This window comes from Streptomyces sp. GQFP (genome assembly GCF_021545335.1).
Classification (GTDB): Bacteria; Actinomycetota; Actinomycetes; order Streptomycetales; family Streptomycetaceae; genus Streptomyces.
The window spans coordinates 3,967,017-3,983,466 of record NZ_CP089312.1; the positions used below are offsets into that span (position 1 = coordinate 3,967,017).

General features: G+C 70.8%; 16 protein-coding genes. 10 read left to right on the forward strand and 6 right to left on the reverse strand.

The genetic code is table 11. The features are described 5' to 3' along the window. The first annotated feature begins 34 nt into the window (after nt 1-34). Nucleotides 35-1,174, forward strand: a complete 1,140-nt coding sequence (locus LUX31_RS17480; protein ID WP_235475710.1) for an RNA polymerase sigma factor — start codon at nt 35-37, stop codon at nt 1,172-1,174. Nucleotides 1,175-1,177: 3 nt separating this feature from the next. Here LUX31_RS17480 and LUX31_RS17485 read toward each other — a convergent pair whose 3' ends face one another. The 3 genes from LUX31_RS17485 to LUX31_RS17495 all read right to left on the reverse strand — a co-directional run bounded on the left by LUX31_RS17485 (nt 1,178) and on the right by LUX31_RS17495 (nt 2,941). Beyond that, a complete protein-coding gene (locus tag LUX31_RS17485; protein WP_235475711.1) occupies nt 1,178-1,732 on the reverse strand; it encodes a Uma2 family endonuclease in 555 nt (184 codons plus the stop codon). 173 nt (nt 1,733-1,905) lie between these two features. Then, on the reverse strand, nt 1,906-2,025 hold the full coding sequence (locus LUX31_RS17490; protein ID WP_235475712.1) for a DUF397 domain-containing protein: 120 nt from the start codon (nt 2,023-2,025) through the stop codon (nt 1,906-1,908). After that, nucleotides 1,988-2,941 carry a helix-turn-helix domain-containing protein gene (locus tag LUX31_RS17495; RefSeq protein WP_235475713.1) on the reverse strand — a complete coding sequence of 318 codons (954 nt, stop codon included), beginning with the start codon at nt 2,939-2,941 and terminating at the stop codon, nt 1,988-1,990. Before LUX31_RS17495 ends, LUX31_RS17490 begins: the two co-directional genes overlap by 38 nt. Before the next feature lie 134 nt (nt 2,942-3,075). Between LUX31_RS17495 and LUX31_RS17500 the strand changes: the two genes are divergently transcribed. Both LUX31_RS17500 and LUX31_RS17505 read left to right on the forward strand, forming a co-directional pair. After that, on the forward strand, nt 3,076-3,576 hold the full coding sequence (locus tag LUX31_RS17500) for a DUF7848 domain-containing protein (protein ID WP_235475714.1): 501 nt from the start codon (nt 3,076-3,078) through the stop codon (nt 3,574-3,576). Nucleotides 3,577-3,659: 83 nt separating this feature from the next. After that, the gene (locus LUX31_RS17505) at nt 3,660-4,451 is read left to right on the forward strand and encodes a DUF899 domain-containing protein (RefSeq protein ID WP_235475715.1); all 792 of its coding nucleotides are present in this window, start codon (nt 3,660-3,662) and stop codon (nt 4,449-4,451) included. A 9-nt stretch (nt 4,452-4,460) separates the two neighbouring features. On the opposite strand, the gene LUX31_RS17510 is transcribed toward LUX31_RS17505, so the two are convergent. Continuing rightward, entirely contained in the window at nt 4,461-4,841 is a 381-nt protein-coding gene (locus LUX31_RS17510; protein ID WP_235475716.1) for a hypothetical protein, read from the reverse strand. Between the two features lie 20 nt (nt 4,842-4,861). Further along, nucleotides 4,862-7,318, reverse strand: coding sequence for an excinuclease ABC subunit UvrA (uvrA, locus tag LUX31_RS17515; protein ID WP_235475717.1), 2,457 nt, complete (start codon nt 7,316-7,318; stop codon nt 4,862-4,864). A 117-nt stretch (nt 7,319-7,435) separates the two neighbouring features. On the opposite strand from uvrA, the gene LUX31_RS17520 reads away from it, so the two are divergent. The 3 genes from LUX31_RS17520 (at nt 7,436) to LUX31_RS17530 (ending at nt 9,672) form a co-directional block, all read left to right on the forward strand. Beyond that, nucleotides 7,436-8,152, forward strand: a complete 717-nt coding sequence (locus LUX31_RS17520) for a TioE family transcriptional regulator (RefSeq protein ID WP_235475718.1) — start codon at nt 7,436-7,438, stop codon at nt 8,150-8,152. Nucleotides 8,153-8,176: 24 nt separating this feature from the next. Further along, complete coding sequence (locus tag LUX31_RS17525; protein ID WP_235475719.1) at nt 8,177-8,500, forward strand: hypothetical protein; 324 nt, start codon at nt 8,177-8,179, stop codon at nt 8,498-8,500. 218 nt (nt 8,501-8,718) lie between these two features. Beyond that, nucleotides 8,719-9,672: a transglutaminase-like domain-containing protein gene (locus LUX31_RS17530; protein ID WP_235475720.1), complete on the forward strand. Its 954-nt coding sequence runs from the start codon at nt 8,719-8,721 to the stop codon at nt 9,670-9,672. Between the two features lie 6 nt (nt 9,673-9,678). Here LUX31_RS17530 and LUX31_RS17535 read toward each other — a convergent pair whose 3' ends face one another. Beyond that, entirely contained in the window at nt 9,679-10,956 is a 1,278-nt protein-coding gene (locus LUX31_RS17535) for a PucR family transcriptional regulator (protein WP_235475721.1), read from the reverse strand. A 100-nt stretch (nt 10,957-11,056) separates the two neighbouring features. On the opposite strand from LUX31_RS17535, the gene LUX31_RS17540 reads away from it, so the two are divergent. The 4 genes from LUX31_RS17540 to LUX31_RS17555 all read left to right on the forward strand — a co-directional run bounded on the left by LUX31_RS17540 (nt 11,057) and on the right by LUX31_RS17555 (nt 16,448). After that, nucleotides 11,057-11,542 carry a nucleoside deaminase gene (locus LUX31_RS17540; RefSeq protein WP_235475722.1) on the forward strand — a complete coding sequence of 162 codons (486 nt, stop codon included), beginning with the start codon at nt 11,057-11,059 and terminating at the stop codon, nt 11,540-11,542. Then, on the forward strand, nt 11,535-12,527 hold the full coding sequence (locus tag LUX31_RS17545; protein ID WP_235475723.1) for an isopenicillin N synthase family dioxygenase: 993 nt from the start codon (nt 11,535-11,537) through the stop codon (nt 12,525-12,527). The genes LUX31_RS17540 and LUX31_RS17545 overlap by 8 nt, the downstream gene beginning before the upstream one ends. Before the next feature lie 181 nt (nt 12,528-12,708). Beyond that, nucleotides 12,709-14,832 (forward strand): hypothetical protein, encoded by a 2,124-nt coding sequence (locus LUX31_RS17550; RefSeq protein ID WP_235475724.1) that lies wholly within the window; start codon nt 12,709-12,711, stop codon nt 14,830-14,832. After that, nucleotides 14,832-16,448 carry a hypothetical protein gene (locus LUX31_RS17555; protein ID WP_235475725.1) on the forward strand — a complete coding sequence of 539 codons (1,617 nt, stop codon included), beginning with the start codon at nt 14,832-14,834 and terminating at the stop codon, nt 16,446-16,448. The genes LUX31_RS17550 and LUX31_RS17555 overlap by 1 nt, the downstream gene beginning before the upstream one ends. The last annotated feature ends 2 nt before the right edge of the window (nt 16,449-16,450 follow it).

The window sequence follows — 16,450 nt, forward strand, 5'->3', positions numbered from 1 at the left end:
GACCCCGTCCACCTCATCGAAATCGAACCCGTCGATGAACGAGGCCCTGCTCCGGAGCCTCACCCCGAACGTCCTCGCCGTCCTCGTCCGCCGCGGAGCCGACTTCGCGGCGGCCGAGGACGCCGTACAGGACGCGCTGGTGGAGGCGATCCGCGTCTGGCCGGCCGACCCGCCCCGGGACCCGAAGGGCTGGCTGGTCACGGTGGCGTGGCGCCGGTTCCTGGACGCGACCCGGGCGGACACGGCCCGCCGCAGACGCGAGGACCGCCTGGACGAGGAGCCGACACCGGGCCCCGCCCCGGCCCAGGACGACACACTCCACCTCTACTTCCTCTGCGCCCACCCGTCCCTCACCCCCTCCTCCGCGGTAGCCCTCACGCTCCGCGCGGTCGGCGGGCTCACCACGCGCCAGATCGCCCAGGCCTACCTGGTCCCCGAGGCGACGATGGCGCAGCGCATCAGCCGGGCCAAGCGCACGGTGTCCGGCGTACGGCTGGACCAGCCCGGCGACGTCGCCACCGTGCTGCGCGTCCTCTACCTGGTCTTCAACGAGGGCTACTCCGGCGACATAGACCTGGCCGCCGAGGCCATCCGCCTCACCCGCCAGCTCGCCACCGCGATCGACCACCCCGAGGTTGCGGGCCTGCTGGCCCTGATGCTGCTCCACAACGCGAGGCGCGCGGCCCGGACAACCCCCGACGGGGACCTGGTACCACTGGCGGAACAGGACAGATCCCGCTGGGACACGAAGACGATCGCCGAGGGCGTGGAGATCCTCCAGACCGCCCTCTCCCGAGACCGCCTGGGCGAGTTCCAGGCCCAGGCGGCCATCGCGGCCCTCCACGCGGACGCACAGACCGCCGAGGAGACGGACTGGGTCCAAATCGTGGAGTGGTACGACGAGTTGGCCCGCCTGACGGACAACCCGGTGGTCCTCCTGAACCGCGCGGTGGCGGTAGGCGAGGCGGACGGCCCACGCGCGGGCCTGGCAGCACTGGCGAAACTGGACGCCTCACTCCCCCGCCACACCGCAGCAGCGGCGTACCTCCACGAACGCGACGGCGACACGAAAACGGCAGCCCGCCTGTACGCCGAGGCCGCCCAAAAGGCCCCCAACCTCGCCGAACGCAACCACCTGACCCGCCAGGCGGCCCGCCTCAACGCCGACCGGTGAGCGTCAGTGGGCGTCGCCCTCGGGCTCGGGGCGCGGGAGTTCGTCGAGGTCGAGGGTGAAGGTACGGCCGTCGGCCAGAGGGATGGGAAGTTTGCCCGTGCCGTAGCTGTGGGTGTGCGCTGCGATGTAACCGGTGCCGGTCGGCTGCGTGTGGAGTACGACCTCGTGGGCGTAGGGGTCCACGACCAGGTAGATCGGGATGCCGTAGCGGCCGTACTTCGCGGTGCAGTCGTCGTAGTCCTTGCGCGCGGAGGAGGTCGAGACGACCTCGGAGATCAGCAGGACGTCCTCGAAGCTGTAGCGCTTGCCTTCCTTGCGGGCGTCTTCACGCAGGATGGCCAGGTCAGGGGCGGAGTTCTCGTCGGCGGGGAAGTCGATGTAGACGTCGGAGGTGACCTTCGCATGACGGCCGAGGGCGTGAGCGGTGTCGATCTGCATCGACTTGATGGTGCTGGAGTGCTCTTCGCTCTGCGGGGTCATGATCACCTTTCCGTCGGCCCCGAACAGGACCGTGTACCCCTTGGGGAACTCGGTGTGCACGATCGCGTCGACACTCATGGCCTGCTCCTTCCCGTGTGCGGTCAGGATACGGCGGACAGCGCCGGGCCGCCGACTCCGGCAGCCCGCGGCCGACCACACCGCAGCCCCACGCACACGACGACCAATACCGCCAGGACGACGGCAGCGGGGTTGACTCACATGCTGCCCCCTCCACCGCCCTGATCCGATCGTCAGCGGGCCGCGAACCCCACGAACGCCGACCATGCGGTGCGGGTTACGACAACCACCGGACCGCCGGGAGCCACCTTGCTGTCACGGACGGGGACGACGCCGGGGAATCCGGGGGCCACTTCGATGCAGTCGCCGCCGTTTGCTCCGCTGTAGCTGCTCTTGATCCAGGTCGCCGCGGTCAGCTGGTGCCTGCCCATGATGCTCGTACCCTTCCATCACGTCGCTGATCAGAGCGGCGGATTCGCGGGCTGACAGAACGTCCGCCCTGAGCACATCATAGGCCTGGAGATGGCGCTGGTAGACGGCCGGATCATCGTTGAAATGGCCACGGTCCAGGGACTCCGAGTACACCCATCGGTGCCCGTCCGGCAGCGTGATCAACGACAGGGCGGTGTCTGGAAGGTCGATGTCCGGGCGGTCCAACGGAGCGACCTGGATACGGACGTTCGGAAGGCGCCCCACGGTCAGCAGGTGCTTGCACTGCCGCCGCATGACGTCCGCGTCCCCCACCATGTTCCGCAGGCAGCTCTCGTCCAGGACGGTGAGATACATCGGACCGTTCTCCACGAAGAAGCGTTGCTGGCGGCTCAGTCGAGCCCGGACCCGCTCTTCCACCTCGTCGGCCTTCGTGAGGCGTCGACCGAACAGCGCCTGCGCGTAGTCCGACGTCTGCAACAGACCTGGCACGACGTGCCCTTGGTACGCGTACAAGGCGACGGCCTCGGCATCCATCTGCGCCCTGCGCTCGAACCAGTCGGGATGCTCGACCTCCGGATACCAGTCCACCTTCTTCCACAACCGAAGCAACACCCCACCCGTACCGAGCAGTTCGTCGCACGTCTTCGCGAACGTGTCCTGCGGGACGCTGATCCCCGCCTCCACCTTCGCCACATGGGACCGGTCGCACGGGATCTGCTGGGCCAGCGCCGCCTGTGTCAGGAACGCGGCCTCGCGGAAGTGGCGCAACACCTCGCCGAACAGGGCGGCGTTGCTGACTCCCGTCCCGGAACCGTCCTCCGCGTTACGTCGCGCCACGCGTCCTCCTCGTGTGCCCTCATGTGCCAGTGCCCCGTTCGCACGCCTCAGGCATTGAACCGGACCGTTCCCCTCAGCCACCCTCGCTACACCCAGAGTAATGACGAACAATGACCTACGTACGGAGTTGGCGCATGACCGACGAACAGCACATCGAGCCGGGGACAACGACGAGCCGGCGGACGGCCATCCACCACTCGGGGCTCAACCTGCTCCCCGCCACGATCTATCCGTCACCTCCCGCCCCCGTCCCGGGCTGCGCCACCTGCGACGAGCTGGCCGAGATGCGGCGCACCGCCCGGACCGAGGCCGACCGCAGCCGCGAGGCCGACGCGAACGTGCTGCTCCGCCGCCACCAGCGGCAGGCGCATCCAGCGGGCGGGGAAGGTACGGAGAAGCCCCGGCGCCGGATCTTCCGGTACGTCCCGTACTCCATCGTCCAGGACGGCTCCGCCGAGCCCGAGTACGAGGCGCGCTGCGTCTCGGGCGACGAGCACGACTGCGGGGCCGTGTCGGGACGGCACGCGGACCCGGCCGAGGTCGAGGAGTGGCAGCGGCTGCACACCCAGGAGACCCGCCACACCCGCTACCGCCGCTGCTTCGCCGACTACTCCGTACTGGAACCGCAGACGTAAGGGGTCGGGCCGCGATGAGTTTCGACCGGGTCGGGAGTCTGTTGTGGTGACCGTCGTAGGAGAAGGTACGTACGGAGGACAACATGACGAACACGCCGAGTGACCCGACCGCCACCGCAGCGGCTCTGCCGGGGCGCCCGCCCGTCGTAGACCTGGCGACCTGGCAGGCCGCCCGCGACGAGCTGCTGGTCCGCGAGAAGGCCCACACCCACGAGGGCGACGCCATCGCCGCGGCCCGCCGCCGACTGCCGATGGTGGAGTTCGACGGGACGGTCGAGGTCGTCGGCCCCGACGGCCCGGTCCCGTTCCTGGACCTGTTCGAGGGCCGCGACGAACTTGTGGTGTACAAACACATGTGGTACGACGGCGCGCCGCACCAGGGCCAGTGCGAGGGCTGCACCACCACGGCCTGGCACCTGAAGGACGCCGTCTACCTCAACGCCCGTGGCGTCTCCTTCGCCGTCGTGACGACGGGCCCGTGGGACGAGGTCGCCTCCTTCGTCGAGTTCATGGGCTACACCCAGCCCTGGTACTCGGTACGCGACGTGGCCGGCCCGGCCGGCGGCGACATGGGCTACCTCACCTCCTACCTGCGCGACGGCGACCGCGTGTTCCTCACCTACTCCACGACGGGCCGTGGCACCGAGCGGGCGAACGGCTCCCTGGGCCTGCTCGACATGACCCCGTACGGCCGCGGCGAGGCCTGGGAGGACAAGCCCGACGGCTGGCCCGAGGGGAACGTCCCTTGCTGGTCCTGGCGCTCGGACGCCGACGGCAACCCCACCTGGGGCCCGACCAGCCGCCCGGTCCCCCAGTGGACCCGCCCGGACGCGACCCCCGTCCAGACCCTCGGCCGCCACGGCCCCCACCACTGACGAACGCCATCAGCGACGAGCCGTGGTCGCCGCCGACCACACCCCGGCCCCCACGCATACGGCGACCCGCACCCCCAGAACGACGATCCCCGGATTGACCCACACCGGCACGAGGTCGTAGTCGGCGTTGCACTTGTTGTGCAGCGGAAACCCCTGCCCCGGCTCCCGCCAGTGCTCGGCGCGGTACTCCTCGTCCACCCACTGACCGACAGAAGCACAGGTCTCGTCGAGCTCATGACCGCCGGAGAACATCCCGACGAAGTACGTCACCCCCAGCAGAAACAAGGAGACAAAGGCCAGAGCCAGCCACGCCAACGGCCGCAACGAGCCCACCCGACGCATCAACTGCCCCTCCCCCAGTAAGCGTTCGAGGCCATCCTCCGTGATCACCGGGCGCCGCCACCAGGGAATCAAGTGCCCCGAAGAAACCCACCCGTCAAAGAGCCACCCGCCTCCGCGACCTGCTCCGGCGTCCCCTCCGCCACCACGAGCCCGCCCCCGGCGCCGCCCTCCGGGCCGAGGTCGACGAGCCAGTCGGAGGCGCGCATGACGTCGAGGTTGTGCTCGATCGTCACGACCGAGTGGCCCGCGTCGACGAGTCGTTGGAGTACGTCGAGCAGGCGGGCGGTGTCGGCGGCGTGCAGGCCTGTGGTCGGCTCGTCGAGGAGGTAGAGGGTACGGCCGGTCGCGCGGCGCCCCAACTCCTTGGCCAGCTTGAGGCGTTGGGCCTCGCCACCGGAGAGGGTGGTGGCCGGCTGGCCGAGGGGGAGGTAGCCGAGGCCCACGTCCGAGAGCCGTTGCAGCCGGGCGGCGACCTGCCGTACGCCCCGGAAGACGGTCAGCGCCTCGTCCACCGTGGCGGCCAGCACCTCGGCGATGTCGTACCCGTCGTAGCGGATCGCCAGTACTTCACTCCGGAAGCGGCGGCCCCGGCAGCCCGGACACCGCACCTCCACCGCGGGCAGGAAGTGCATGTGCACGGCGAGCACACCGGCGCCCTCGCACCGCTCGCAGCGCCCGCCCGGCACGTTGAAGGAGAAGGAGGCGGGAGTCAGCCCCCTGGACCTTGCCGTGTCCTGCGCGGCGAAGAGCTCTCTCACCGGCGTGAAGACATCCGCGTACGTCGCCGCGTTCGACCGCGGCAGGCGGCTGATCGGCTCCTGGTCGATCGTGACGACCTTGTCGAGATGCTCCCAGCCGTCGATACCGTCATGTTCCCCCGGCGACAACACCCGTGCTGAGTCGAGGCGTTGATGTGCCGCCCGCCCCAACACATCCAATATCAGCGTCGACTTGCCCGACCCCGAAGGCCCGGTGACCGTCACCAGCCGCCCGAGCGGAATCCGTACGGTGACGTCCCGGAGGTTGTGGGCACGAGCCCCTCGGATCACCAACTCCGCATCCGTATCCGTCGAAGGACGTTCCTTTCGTACGGGGTGCTGGAGCCGCCCCGACAGATACGCCCCGGTGACCGATCCCTCCGTCGCCGCCACCTCCTCCGGCGTACCCTCCGCGACAACCCGGCCGCCGTCCCGGCCCGCGCCCGGACCGATGTCGACGACGTGATCGGCGGCCCACAGCACATCCAGGTCGTGCTCGATGACGAGGACCGTGTTGCCCAGGTCGCGCAGGCGGCGCAGTACGTCGACGAGGCGGGCGGTGTCGGCGGGGTGCAGTCCGATGGTCGGCTCGTCGAGGACGTACAGCATGCCGGTGAGGCCGGAGCCGAGCAGCGCGGCCAGGCGCAGCCGCTGGGACTCCCCGGCGGAGAGGCTGGTGCTCGACTGGTCGAGGGTCAGATAGCCGACCCCGGTGTCGACGAGCCGCCGTACCCGCTCCTCCAGGTCGGCCACGACGGGCTCGGCGAACCGCCACTCGTCGCCGACGGCTTGCGACTTCAACTCACCGACCCAGTCGGCGAGTTCGGTCAACGGCATACGGGCCGCATCCGTGATCCCGAGCCCGTGCACGGTCACGGCCCGGCTCTCGCTCCGCAGCCGGGTGCCCGCGCACGCCCCGCAGACCTCCTTCACCATCGAACGCTCGGCCTTCTGCCGGTAGTCGGTGTCGTCGACGCGATCGGCGTAGCGCCGCATGAACGCGGTGACGACCCCCTCGAAACGGCCTGCGGAGACGGTGGCCGGGGCCTCGATCACGGCATCGGGGAAGTGACTCCGGAACTCCGGCGACTCGACCCCGTACAGCAGCAAGTCCCTTGAGGGGGCGGTCAGTTCGGCCACGGGTGTGTCGGTGTCGAAGGTGAGGCCGTAGTGGCGGGCGGCGGCTCGCAGCAGGGGCAGGTTCCGCTCGACGAGCTGCCGGGGCCAGCCGCGCACCGCACCGGCGGCGACGGTCAACTCCTCGTCCACCAGGGTCCGTACGTCCACCCGGATCATCTCGCCGAGCCCCGTGCAGGACGGGCAGGCGCCGGCGGGCTTGTTGAAGGAGAAGGAACCCATGACGAGTTCGGGTACGGAGGCGGAGCAGCGCGGACAGTCCACGCCAGGGACGGGCTCCCCGCAGCTCGGGCAGGGCCGTACGCCGATCCGGGACCACAGCAGCCGCAGGTAGGTGAAGACCTCGGTCGCCGTGCCGACCGTCGAGCGCGGGCCGCGCCCGGCCGGGCGCTGGTCGACGCTGACCGACGGGGACAGGCCGGTGATCGAGTCGACGGAGGGCCGGCTGACACCGGCGGTCGCCACGCCCCACGACTCCATGTACTGCCGGTGGCTCTCCCGGTGGAGGGTGTCGAGGGCGAGCGTGGACTTGCCGGAGCCGGAGAGACCGGTCATGACGACCAGTTTCCGCTTCGGGATCGCGAGCGAGACGTTCTTGAGATTGTGGAGACGGGCGCCTTTGATGTGCATCACGGAACTTCGGCCAGCCGTGTCTTCATCCATACCTTCAAGTTTTTCATTGAAGTTCCAGTTGAGCCTTTTAGGCAGAAACACCGGGCCGCACTGCCCCTAAGCTTCAAATCCGTGATGAACCACGAGTCGCGACTCCGTCCCGTCGACCTGGCCCGGCTGTCGGGACTGTCGACGCAGCAGATCCGCAACTACGAGGACGCGGGCGTCCTGCCCCCGGCCGCGCGGACGGAGTCGGGATACCGCGTCTTCGGGGACGTACACCGGCGCGCGCTGCTGACGTACCGGGCCCTGCAACCGGGGTACGGGCCCCTGGCGGCGACCGCCGTCATGCGGACCCTGCACGACGGTGACGTACCGGGCGCCCTCGCGCTCGTCGACGCGGCGCACGCCGGGCTGCACGAGCAGCGGACGGCGCTGCGGGCGACACGCGAGGCCCTGGAGGCGCTGGCCACCCGGCGGACTCCGGCGGCGACGCCCCGTACGGCCGACCTGCGGATCGGCGAGGTGGCCGCGCTGCTCGGCGTACGGACGTCCGCACTGCGGGTGTGGGAGGCGGCCGGTCTGCTCACCCCGGACCGCGAACGCGGCACGCGCTACCGGCAGTTCGGCCCCGACGACATCCGCGACGCCCGCCTGATCCAGACCCTCCGACGCAGCCACTACCCCCTGGACCAGATCCGCCCGGTACTGGAGGAACTGCGTCAGCAGGGCAGCACGGAGGAACTGCGGGCGGCGGTCGCGGCACGCGGGGAGGCGCTGGCGGGGCGTACTCGGGCGATGCTGGCGGGGGCGGGGCGGCTGGCGGAGTACATCGCGTATGTCGAGGGGTAGGTAGCCCTCGACGAGGGGGTGGGTATGGGCAACTGGGTCGTGATCGCTGAGTACTTCTACGGTGAGTCGCACCGGACGGAGTTCATCTGCCGTGGGCGGGAAACGAAGGACCAGGCGCTGGAGGAGCTCCGTGCTGCCGTCCACACATACGTACCGAGCAAGAACATCATCGAGAAGCGGCGCCGTGTGTACCGCTTCACCGACCAGGAGTCGTACCTGGTGGTGATCAAGGGCAGGTTGTCGGAGTGGGAGTGCACCCTGCGCATCGCGGAGCTGATCTCGGACTCGGCCGACCCGGCCGTGGAGTCGGCCGGCGGGCCGCAGGACCGGATCCCGCCCGGTTACTGAGCGGCGGACCCGCGAGCGCCGCTTCGCTCCCCGCAGGACAACGGCACCCGAGTGGCTGTCCATGTCCGCCGAGCGTCACATCTGGACAATGTGCGGTGAATTTTGACAGGGTGGTGCGAGTCCGCCGGCATTCGAACGTACGACCGAACCCGGACTCGGAACCCTGAGCCCCGCCCCCGAGCCCCAACGACGGGCTCCGCGCCCGAGGGAGTCCCGCCGTGCCGTCCGTCCATCCCGGTCTCACCCCCGAAGTCGCCGCCTTCTACCGCACCCACAGCACCTTCTCCGACCCCGGCGACCTCGCCCCGCTGTACGCCGAACTCCCGTCCTCCGCCGCCCAACTCGCCCGTACGGCACGCGACTTGATGATTCACAGACTTGAGGGCGACCTCTTCCGGCACACGCACCCCGCCGAGCGGCTGCGGCTCGACGCCGAGACCCGCTATCTCGACGACATCCTGCGGATCGTCATCGCCCGCGACGGCTCCCCGCTGAACCGGCGGCGCGCGGCCGGGGACCGGTTCGTGGGCGTCTGCCGGGACTTCGCGCTGCTGCACTGTTCGTTGCTGCGGCACAGCGGCGTTCCCGCGCGGGTGCGGTCCGGGTTCGCCGACTACTTCGGGACGGACGGTTTCCACTGCGACCACGTCGTCACCGAGTACTGGGACGAGGCGCGCGGCTGGCTGCTCGCCGACGCGCAGCTCACCGATCCCGGCATCGCCGCCGCCTGGAACGTCGACTTCGACCCCTTGGACGTACCCCGTGACCGTTTCCTGGTCGCGGGCCGGGCCTGGCGGGACATCCGGGCCGGGGACGCCGACCCCGCCACCTTCGGGCTCCACCCGCCGGAGGAGGGTCCGCTGAACGGCGAGTGGTTCGTGGCCGGCAACGTGCGGCTCGACCTCGCCGCGCTGAACAAGGTGGAGACCCTGCTGTGGGACATCTGGGGAACGGAGGCCGAGGAGGACGGCCGGACGACCATGACCGAGCCCCTCCGTGAGCTGTACGACCGGGTCTCACTGGTCGTCGCCCCCGACGCTCCCGAGGACGTCTCGTTCGAGGCCGCTCGGCAGCTCTTCGCCGAGGAGGACGGGCTGCGGACGCCAAAGACCGTGCTGTCGATGTCCGAGTACAACCCGCCGCGCCAGGTCACCCTCCGGGCGTTCGACTAGCGGCTGCTACGCCACCGTCCGCAGGCCCCCCACTCCCGCCCCCGCCGCCCCGGTCCCCCGTACCACCCGCCACGCACAGGCCGCCGTCAGCAGCTCGCCCAGCAGGTCCGGGTCGTCGATCTCCAGGCCGAGGAGGGACTCGATGCGTTCCAGGCGCTGGTAGAGGGACTGGCGTCCGATGTGCAACAACGACGCCGTGCGGGTCGGGGAGCAGCCGTTGCGGAGGTGGACCTCCAGGGTGCGGACCAGGTCGCTGGGGTGGGCCGCCTCCCAGGCCAGCAGGGGGCCCAGGGTGTGCTGGACCAGGCGGGTCAGGCGGTCGTGGTTGGCGTCGACTCCGCCTCGGGTCAGTTCCCGTTCGAGGGCCAGGGCGCGGGACGAGGTCACCAGGGGGTCCTGGGGTGCGTTCGGCTCCGGGGGCGGCACCGTCAGGGCCAGTTCCAGCGTCGTACGGGCCGCGCGCAGCGTCTCGCTCCAGCGCAGCCAGCCGCTGCCGGCGTCGACTGCGTGGCCCACGGCGACGGTGAGGCCAGGGGCGGCGGCCGACGTGCGGAAGGCGTCCTGCACCGCCCGTACGGGATCCCGTCCCGTCTTCGGTCCCGCCCCCGGCAGCACCGCCACCAGCGCCAGCACATCCCCCGGGAACGCCGCCCGCAGCGCCGCCCCGCCCAGGGTCCGCACCGCCCGGTCCACCGCCCCGACCTCCCGCGTCCCGTGCACGGAGACGCCGATCAGGCGGGCGCCGGGGCCGGGGTGGAACCCGGAGAGCGCTGCCCGCGCCTCGACCTCGGGCTGGTTCAGGGGCTGGGCGTCGGCCAGGTCGGCGAGCAGGGCGGCGGTGTGGTCGTCGCCCCAGGGGCGGACCACCGTACGGCCGGACAGTCCCCGGGCGACGATCGCGCGGTTGGCGGCCTCGGTGATGCGTACGAAGGGGACGACCCGGCGCAGGGCCAGCAGGGGCAGGCCCAGGCGGCGGGCCTCGTCCGTCACCTCGGGCGGCATCGCCGGGAGCGAGCGGCCGATCTCCACCGCGAGGCCCGCCGCACCCCGGGCGGTCAGCTCACGGACGTACCGGCGCCGTACCTCCTCGTCCGTGTCGGTGAGGCCGAAGCCGTTGGTCAGCAGCAGCTCGCCGCCGTCCAGGAAGTTCGCGCCCTCGTACACCTCACTGGAGTGGACCCAGCGCACCGGACGGTCCAGTGCCGACTGGCCGGTGAGCAGTTCGGGGTCGGCTGCGCGGACCGGGTCCAGGGTCAGGACTTCACGGAGGGTGAGTGCGGGCACGGGTGCCTCCAGGGGCGCTGACACTTCGTCCTGCTGCGGGATGTCCGGAGAGTACTTTCCGCACGTTGCCCCGGTGTTTCCGTCGAAGGAGAGTGGACCCATGGATCAGGGAGAGCGGGGAGATCAGGTGGATCAGCTGGATCTTGCACAGGCCCGATCGTGGCTCGCCGTCGCCGTCTCCGAAGCCCGTGCCGGGCTCGCCGAGGGCGGTATCCCGATCGGTGCCGCGCTCTTCGGTGCCGACGGCACGCTCCTCGGGCGTGGGCACAACCGGCGCGTCCAGGACGGCGACCCCTCGACACACGGCGAGACGGCCGCGTTCCGGAACGCGGGACGGCAGCGTTCGTACCGTGGGACGACCATGGTCACCACGCTCTCGCCCTGCTGGTACTGCTCGGGTCTGGTCCGGCAGTTCGGCATCTCCCGGGTGGTCGTGGGCGAGGCCGTCACCTTTCACGGCGGCCACGACTGGCTCGCCGAGCACGGCGTCGAGATCGTGCTGCTCGACGATCCCGAGTGCACTGCCCTGATGCGCGACTTCATCAACAACAACCCCGCACTGTGGAACGAGGACATCGGTGAGTGACCCCACGTCGGCAGCAGCCCCCGCCGGCCCCCGCATTCCGACCGTCGACCTGCGCCCCTGGCTCTCCGGGGACCCCGAAACCCGCGCCGCCATCGCCCGTACCGTCGACGAGGCCCTCCAGACCGCCGGTTTCCTGCTGGTCACCGGGCACGGCGTCGATCCCGCCCTGCGGGCCGGGGTCCGGGAGGCGGCCCGGGCCTTCTTCGCGCTGCCCGCCGACGTGAAGGAGCGGTACGCCGCCAAAGTCGGGGGGAGGGGGTGGCTGGGGCCCGGGGCCGAGGCCAACGGGTATTCGGAAGGGACCGAGACTCCGCCCGATCTGAAAGAGTCGCTGTCCTTCGCCACCCACGAGCCCTTCGACGACCCGGTCGTCAACGCCGAGTGGTACGCGCCCAACGTGTGGCCCGCCGAGGCGCCCGAGCTGCGGGCGCTGTGCGAGGAGTATCTCGACCGGATGGGCGAGCTGGAGAAGGAGCTGCTCACCCTGCTCGGTGACGCGCTCGGGCTCGAATCCGACTTCTTCTCCCGGCACATGGACCATCCGACGTACGGCTTCAACATCAACTGGTATCCGGGGATCGAGGTCGTCGGCGAGCCGGAGCCGGGGCAGTTCCGGATCGGGCCGCACACCGACTTCGGGACGGTCACCATCCTCGACCGGCAGGCCGGGAAGGGCGGGTTGCAGGTCTACACGGACGAGGGCGGCTGGGAGGACGCGCCCTTCGATCCGGCGGCGTTCACCATCAACATCGGTGATCTGATGGCCCGTTGGACCGGGGACCGGTGGAGGTCGGGGCGGCACCGGGTGCTGCCGCCGCCCGCCGACGCGCCCGCCGAGGAGCTGATGTCCCTCGTGTACTTCGGTGAGTGCACCCCGGGGACGATCGTGGAGTCGGTGCCCGCGCCGGTGGGCCGGGTCGCGTACGAGCCCTTCGACTCGCACGTCTATCTGCGGGGTCAGCTGGACTCGATCACCGTCGACTGACCGCTGTCGATTGAGGGCCGTACAAAGCTGAGCATCGGGCCAACAATTTCGTAACTCAACGGACATCTCACTATCTGGTCCGATGCAACTCCCTCTTCTTACACTGGTGTTGCTGCGACACACAGCAGACTGAACAGCGCTGCTGCACAGCACTTCGAACCGCGCCAGGGGGAGGGATGCGGTGCTCAGACGGCTGCACGGACGCGGGGCGCTCTTCGACACCGAGCCGCCGGGGCTCGCGCCCCGGCTCATCGGTCTGCGGCCCCACCACCACATCGCCGCTCCCCTCGAACACCCCCGCGAGCTGCCGTTCGTCGTGCTCACCGCCGGGCGCGGGCTCGGCAAGAGCGCCGTCCTACGTGAACTGCGCGCCGCCTACCAGGGGCACACCCCGATCGCGCTGATCGACTGCGAGGACCCGCAGTTCACCGGGTCGTTCGAGTCGCGCCCGGCGCAGGCCTGGTCGCCGCTCGCGCAGGCGCTGCTCGTGATCGCCGAGCAGCTCGCCGAACCCGTCACCGGCGCCCGGCGGATCGCCTTCCCCCGGCTGATGTCGGGGCTGATCGCGGTGGCCGCAGGCGGCTGGGGCAACGCCGACACCGAGCGCATCCGGTGGGAGGTCCAGCGGATGCTGCTGCTCAACGAGAGCGGCTCGTGGTTCAGCGGGTTCGCCGCGCGCTGGGCGGGCCGGGTGGCCGCGAAGGCGGTCGCGGCGGCGATCAGCGACGACCCGCTGGTGTCGGCGGTCATCGAGGCGACGCTGGAGGCCATGACGGAACGCTCCTCGGGGGCGCGGCAGCGCCGGGCGTCCACCTGGTACCGGACCTACCCCAACGCCGGTGACCGGGCCGAACTCGGACTCCGGCTGCTCTCCGACCACTTCAGGGCCGGCGGCACCTCCCGCGAGCACGCCGAGCGCTATCTCGTCCGCGCCCTGCGCGCCGACCTCACCGACGCCTACAGCGGGATGCGGGCGCATCTGCAGCGGCTCGGCCGTCCGCTCGTCCTCGTCGACAACGCGCAGGGGGCGCCGGGGCGCGAACTGATCGAGCAGGTGCTGCGCGACCGGTCCGAGGGGATCGCCGACCAGGTCGCCTTCATCGCCGCCGTGCGCGGCAGCGGCGGTCAGTCCTCGCTGCGCAACGCCGTACGCCGGGACCTGCGCGAGACCGCCCAGCGCACCCGCTGGACCCCGGCCGACACGGTCGCCTCCCGGGCGCTGCTGGTGTCGCTGCCGCCGCTCTCCTCCGACGACACGCTGCACATCGTCGACGCGGTCTGCACGGGTACGGCGGTGCCCGTACCGGCCGAACTCCCGCCCGCCACCCACCGGTTGACGTGCGGAAACCCGCTGGGCATCGCCCTGCTCGCCGAGTCGGCCCGGCAGAACCTCCCCCAACTGCCGCCCACCGCGCCCTTCGGCGCCCTGCTCACCGCCGACCTCGTCCTGTCCGAGGACCGCGACGGCCGTCCCGCCTACCGCGAACTCCTCGACCGGCTCGTCCCCGCCGACCGGCTCGACGAACTCACCGTGCTGGCCGCCGCCCACGACCACGACTCGGCCTGTCTGCTCGCCGCCGCCGGGCTCCCGGACGACTTCGGCCCGTCGAGCGTCCGCGCCCTGGAGACCCGGCTCACGGCGGAGGGACTGCCCGCCGTACCGGGGCAGTTCGTCGGGGACGCCTTCGTCCGCACCCTGCTCCTGCTGCGCCTGCACCACCGGCACGCCGACCACGGCAAGTGGCGCGACGTCCACGAGACCCTCATCCAGCACTACGAGGGACCCGAGCCGTCTGCGGCCCGCTACCGCCTCCACCACGAACTCGCCCTCGGCGACACCGGACCGGCGGTCGCGTACCTCCGCGACACCTTCCACACCCTCGACACCCGCACCTGGCTCGACACCCTCCTGTTCGTCGCGTCCGCGCCCTACTTCCACGCCCACGACACCGAGGGCCACGACTTCGCGGGCGGCGACCACCTCCGCGCCCGGATCGCCCTCGGCCACACCGACGCCGAGCAGCTGCCGCCGGACGACGTGGACGCCGTACTGCATCTGCGGGTACGCCGACTCCTGCACGCCGTCTGGCAGTTGACCGATCCGCTGGTGCTGCCCGACCGGAAACTGTGCGACCGGCTGCGCTACGAGCTGGAGCAGCTGTCCAACGACCCGCTGGCCAGCAACGCGCTGCTGTGGCAGGCCTCGCAGGAGTGGCCGGAGGACGCGCTGGCCGGGCGCCCGCTGCGCGTCCCGGGCGATGAGGACTCCGCCGACGACGACAACCGGACCGACGGAGGCGCGTGATGACCCGCACGAGTTCCAGAGGTACGGGGTCCAGGGGTGTCGGCCGGTGGCTGCGCGAGGGGGTCTGGGCGATCCCGCTGCGCCGCTATCTGGCCCTGCTGGTCACGGCGGCGCTGGTGACCGGGCTCGGCTTCACCGTGCGGAAGCTCACCGAGGACGACCGTTCCTGCGCGCCCGGAGTGGTCAGGCCGGCGGGCAGCGACGAGTGCGTGGGCGTCTCGACGACCGGCTACTCCTTCGGGCGGAAGCAGCTCGCCGACACGATCACGGCGATCGACCGCGAGAACGACTCCCTCACCGACGGCAAGGACGACAAGGGCTATGTCACCGTCGCCCTGTTCGAGCCGTTCACCGCGACCGACGCGGACAACATCGGGGATGTGTTGCACGAACTGCAGGGCGCGTATCTCGCCCAGTGGAAGGTGAACCACGACGCGAACGGCGAGGGCCCGCCGATCCGGCTGGTGCTCGCCAACCCGGGCCACGCCGGCGCCCATTGGGAGCACACGGTCGACCAGCTGGAGAAGATGACGACCACCTCGGACCGGCTGCGCGCGGTCACCGGGATAGGGCTCAGCACCGAGGAGAACGCCCGGGCCGTCAAGGAGCTGACGAGCCGTGGCATCCCCGTCATCGGCACCTCCATCACGGCCGACAGCCTCGCCAACGGCCAGCAGGGCAACCCCCAGGGCATGATGCCCTTCCCGGGGCTGGCCCGCGTCGCGCCGACCAACACCGACGAGGCCCTCGCCCTGCGCTCCTTCGCCAAGGTGGCGGCCGACAAGGCGGTGCTGGTGTACGACGATCCGGGCGACCCGTACACGCTCACCCTGCAAGCCTCGTTCGAGAAGCTGCTGAAGGGCTCGCGCTACCAGCCGTGGCCGTTCACCCCGCTCGCCGACCGCAGCAAGGAAGGCACCACCGCCAACGACTTCCGGCAGATCAGGGAGCTGGTGTGCGACACCGCGTCCGCCGTGGACACCATCCTGTTCGCCGGCCGCCACACCCAACTGCGCCAGTTCATCAACGCACTTGGCGAACGAGGCTGCCAGCAACGCGAGTTCACCATCCTCACCGGTGACGACGCCTCCTACCTCACCGGCGACGCGAAGCTCGACCCCGAGGCACTCAAGCACGGCATCTCGGTCCGCTACAGCGCCCTCGCCCACCCGGACGCCTGGATCAAGAACCCCCCGAAGACCGGGGGTTCGGCAGCCGACGCCCAGGACCTGGCCGACCTGCTGACCGCCGCCCAGGCCAACAGGACCGCCAAGACCGACAGTCCCCTGCCGATCGGCGAAGTCGACCTGGAGGACGGCCAGTTGATCGTGGCGTACGACGCGATGCGGCTCACCGTCGAGGGCATCCGCGAGGCCACGCCCCGTGGCCGGTCCGCGCCGACACTCGCCGACGTGGGCGACGAGTGGACCCTCATCAAGGGCTCCTCGGGGCGGGTGAACGGCGCGAGCGGCTGGATCTGCCTCGACAACTACGGCAACCCGTACGACAAGGCCGTACCGATCGTGGAACTGACCCCCGACCGGCACGCCCGCTTCGTCGAGATCGCCTGGCCTACCGGGAAGCCCCCGGAGAAGGACTGCCTGCCGCCGTCGTGACC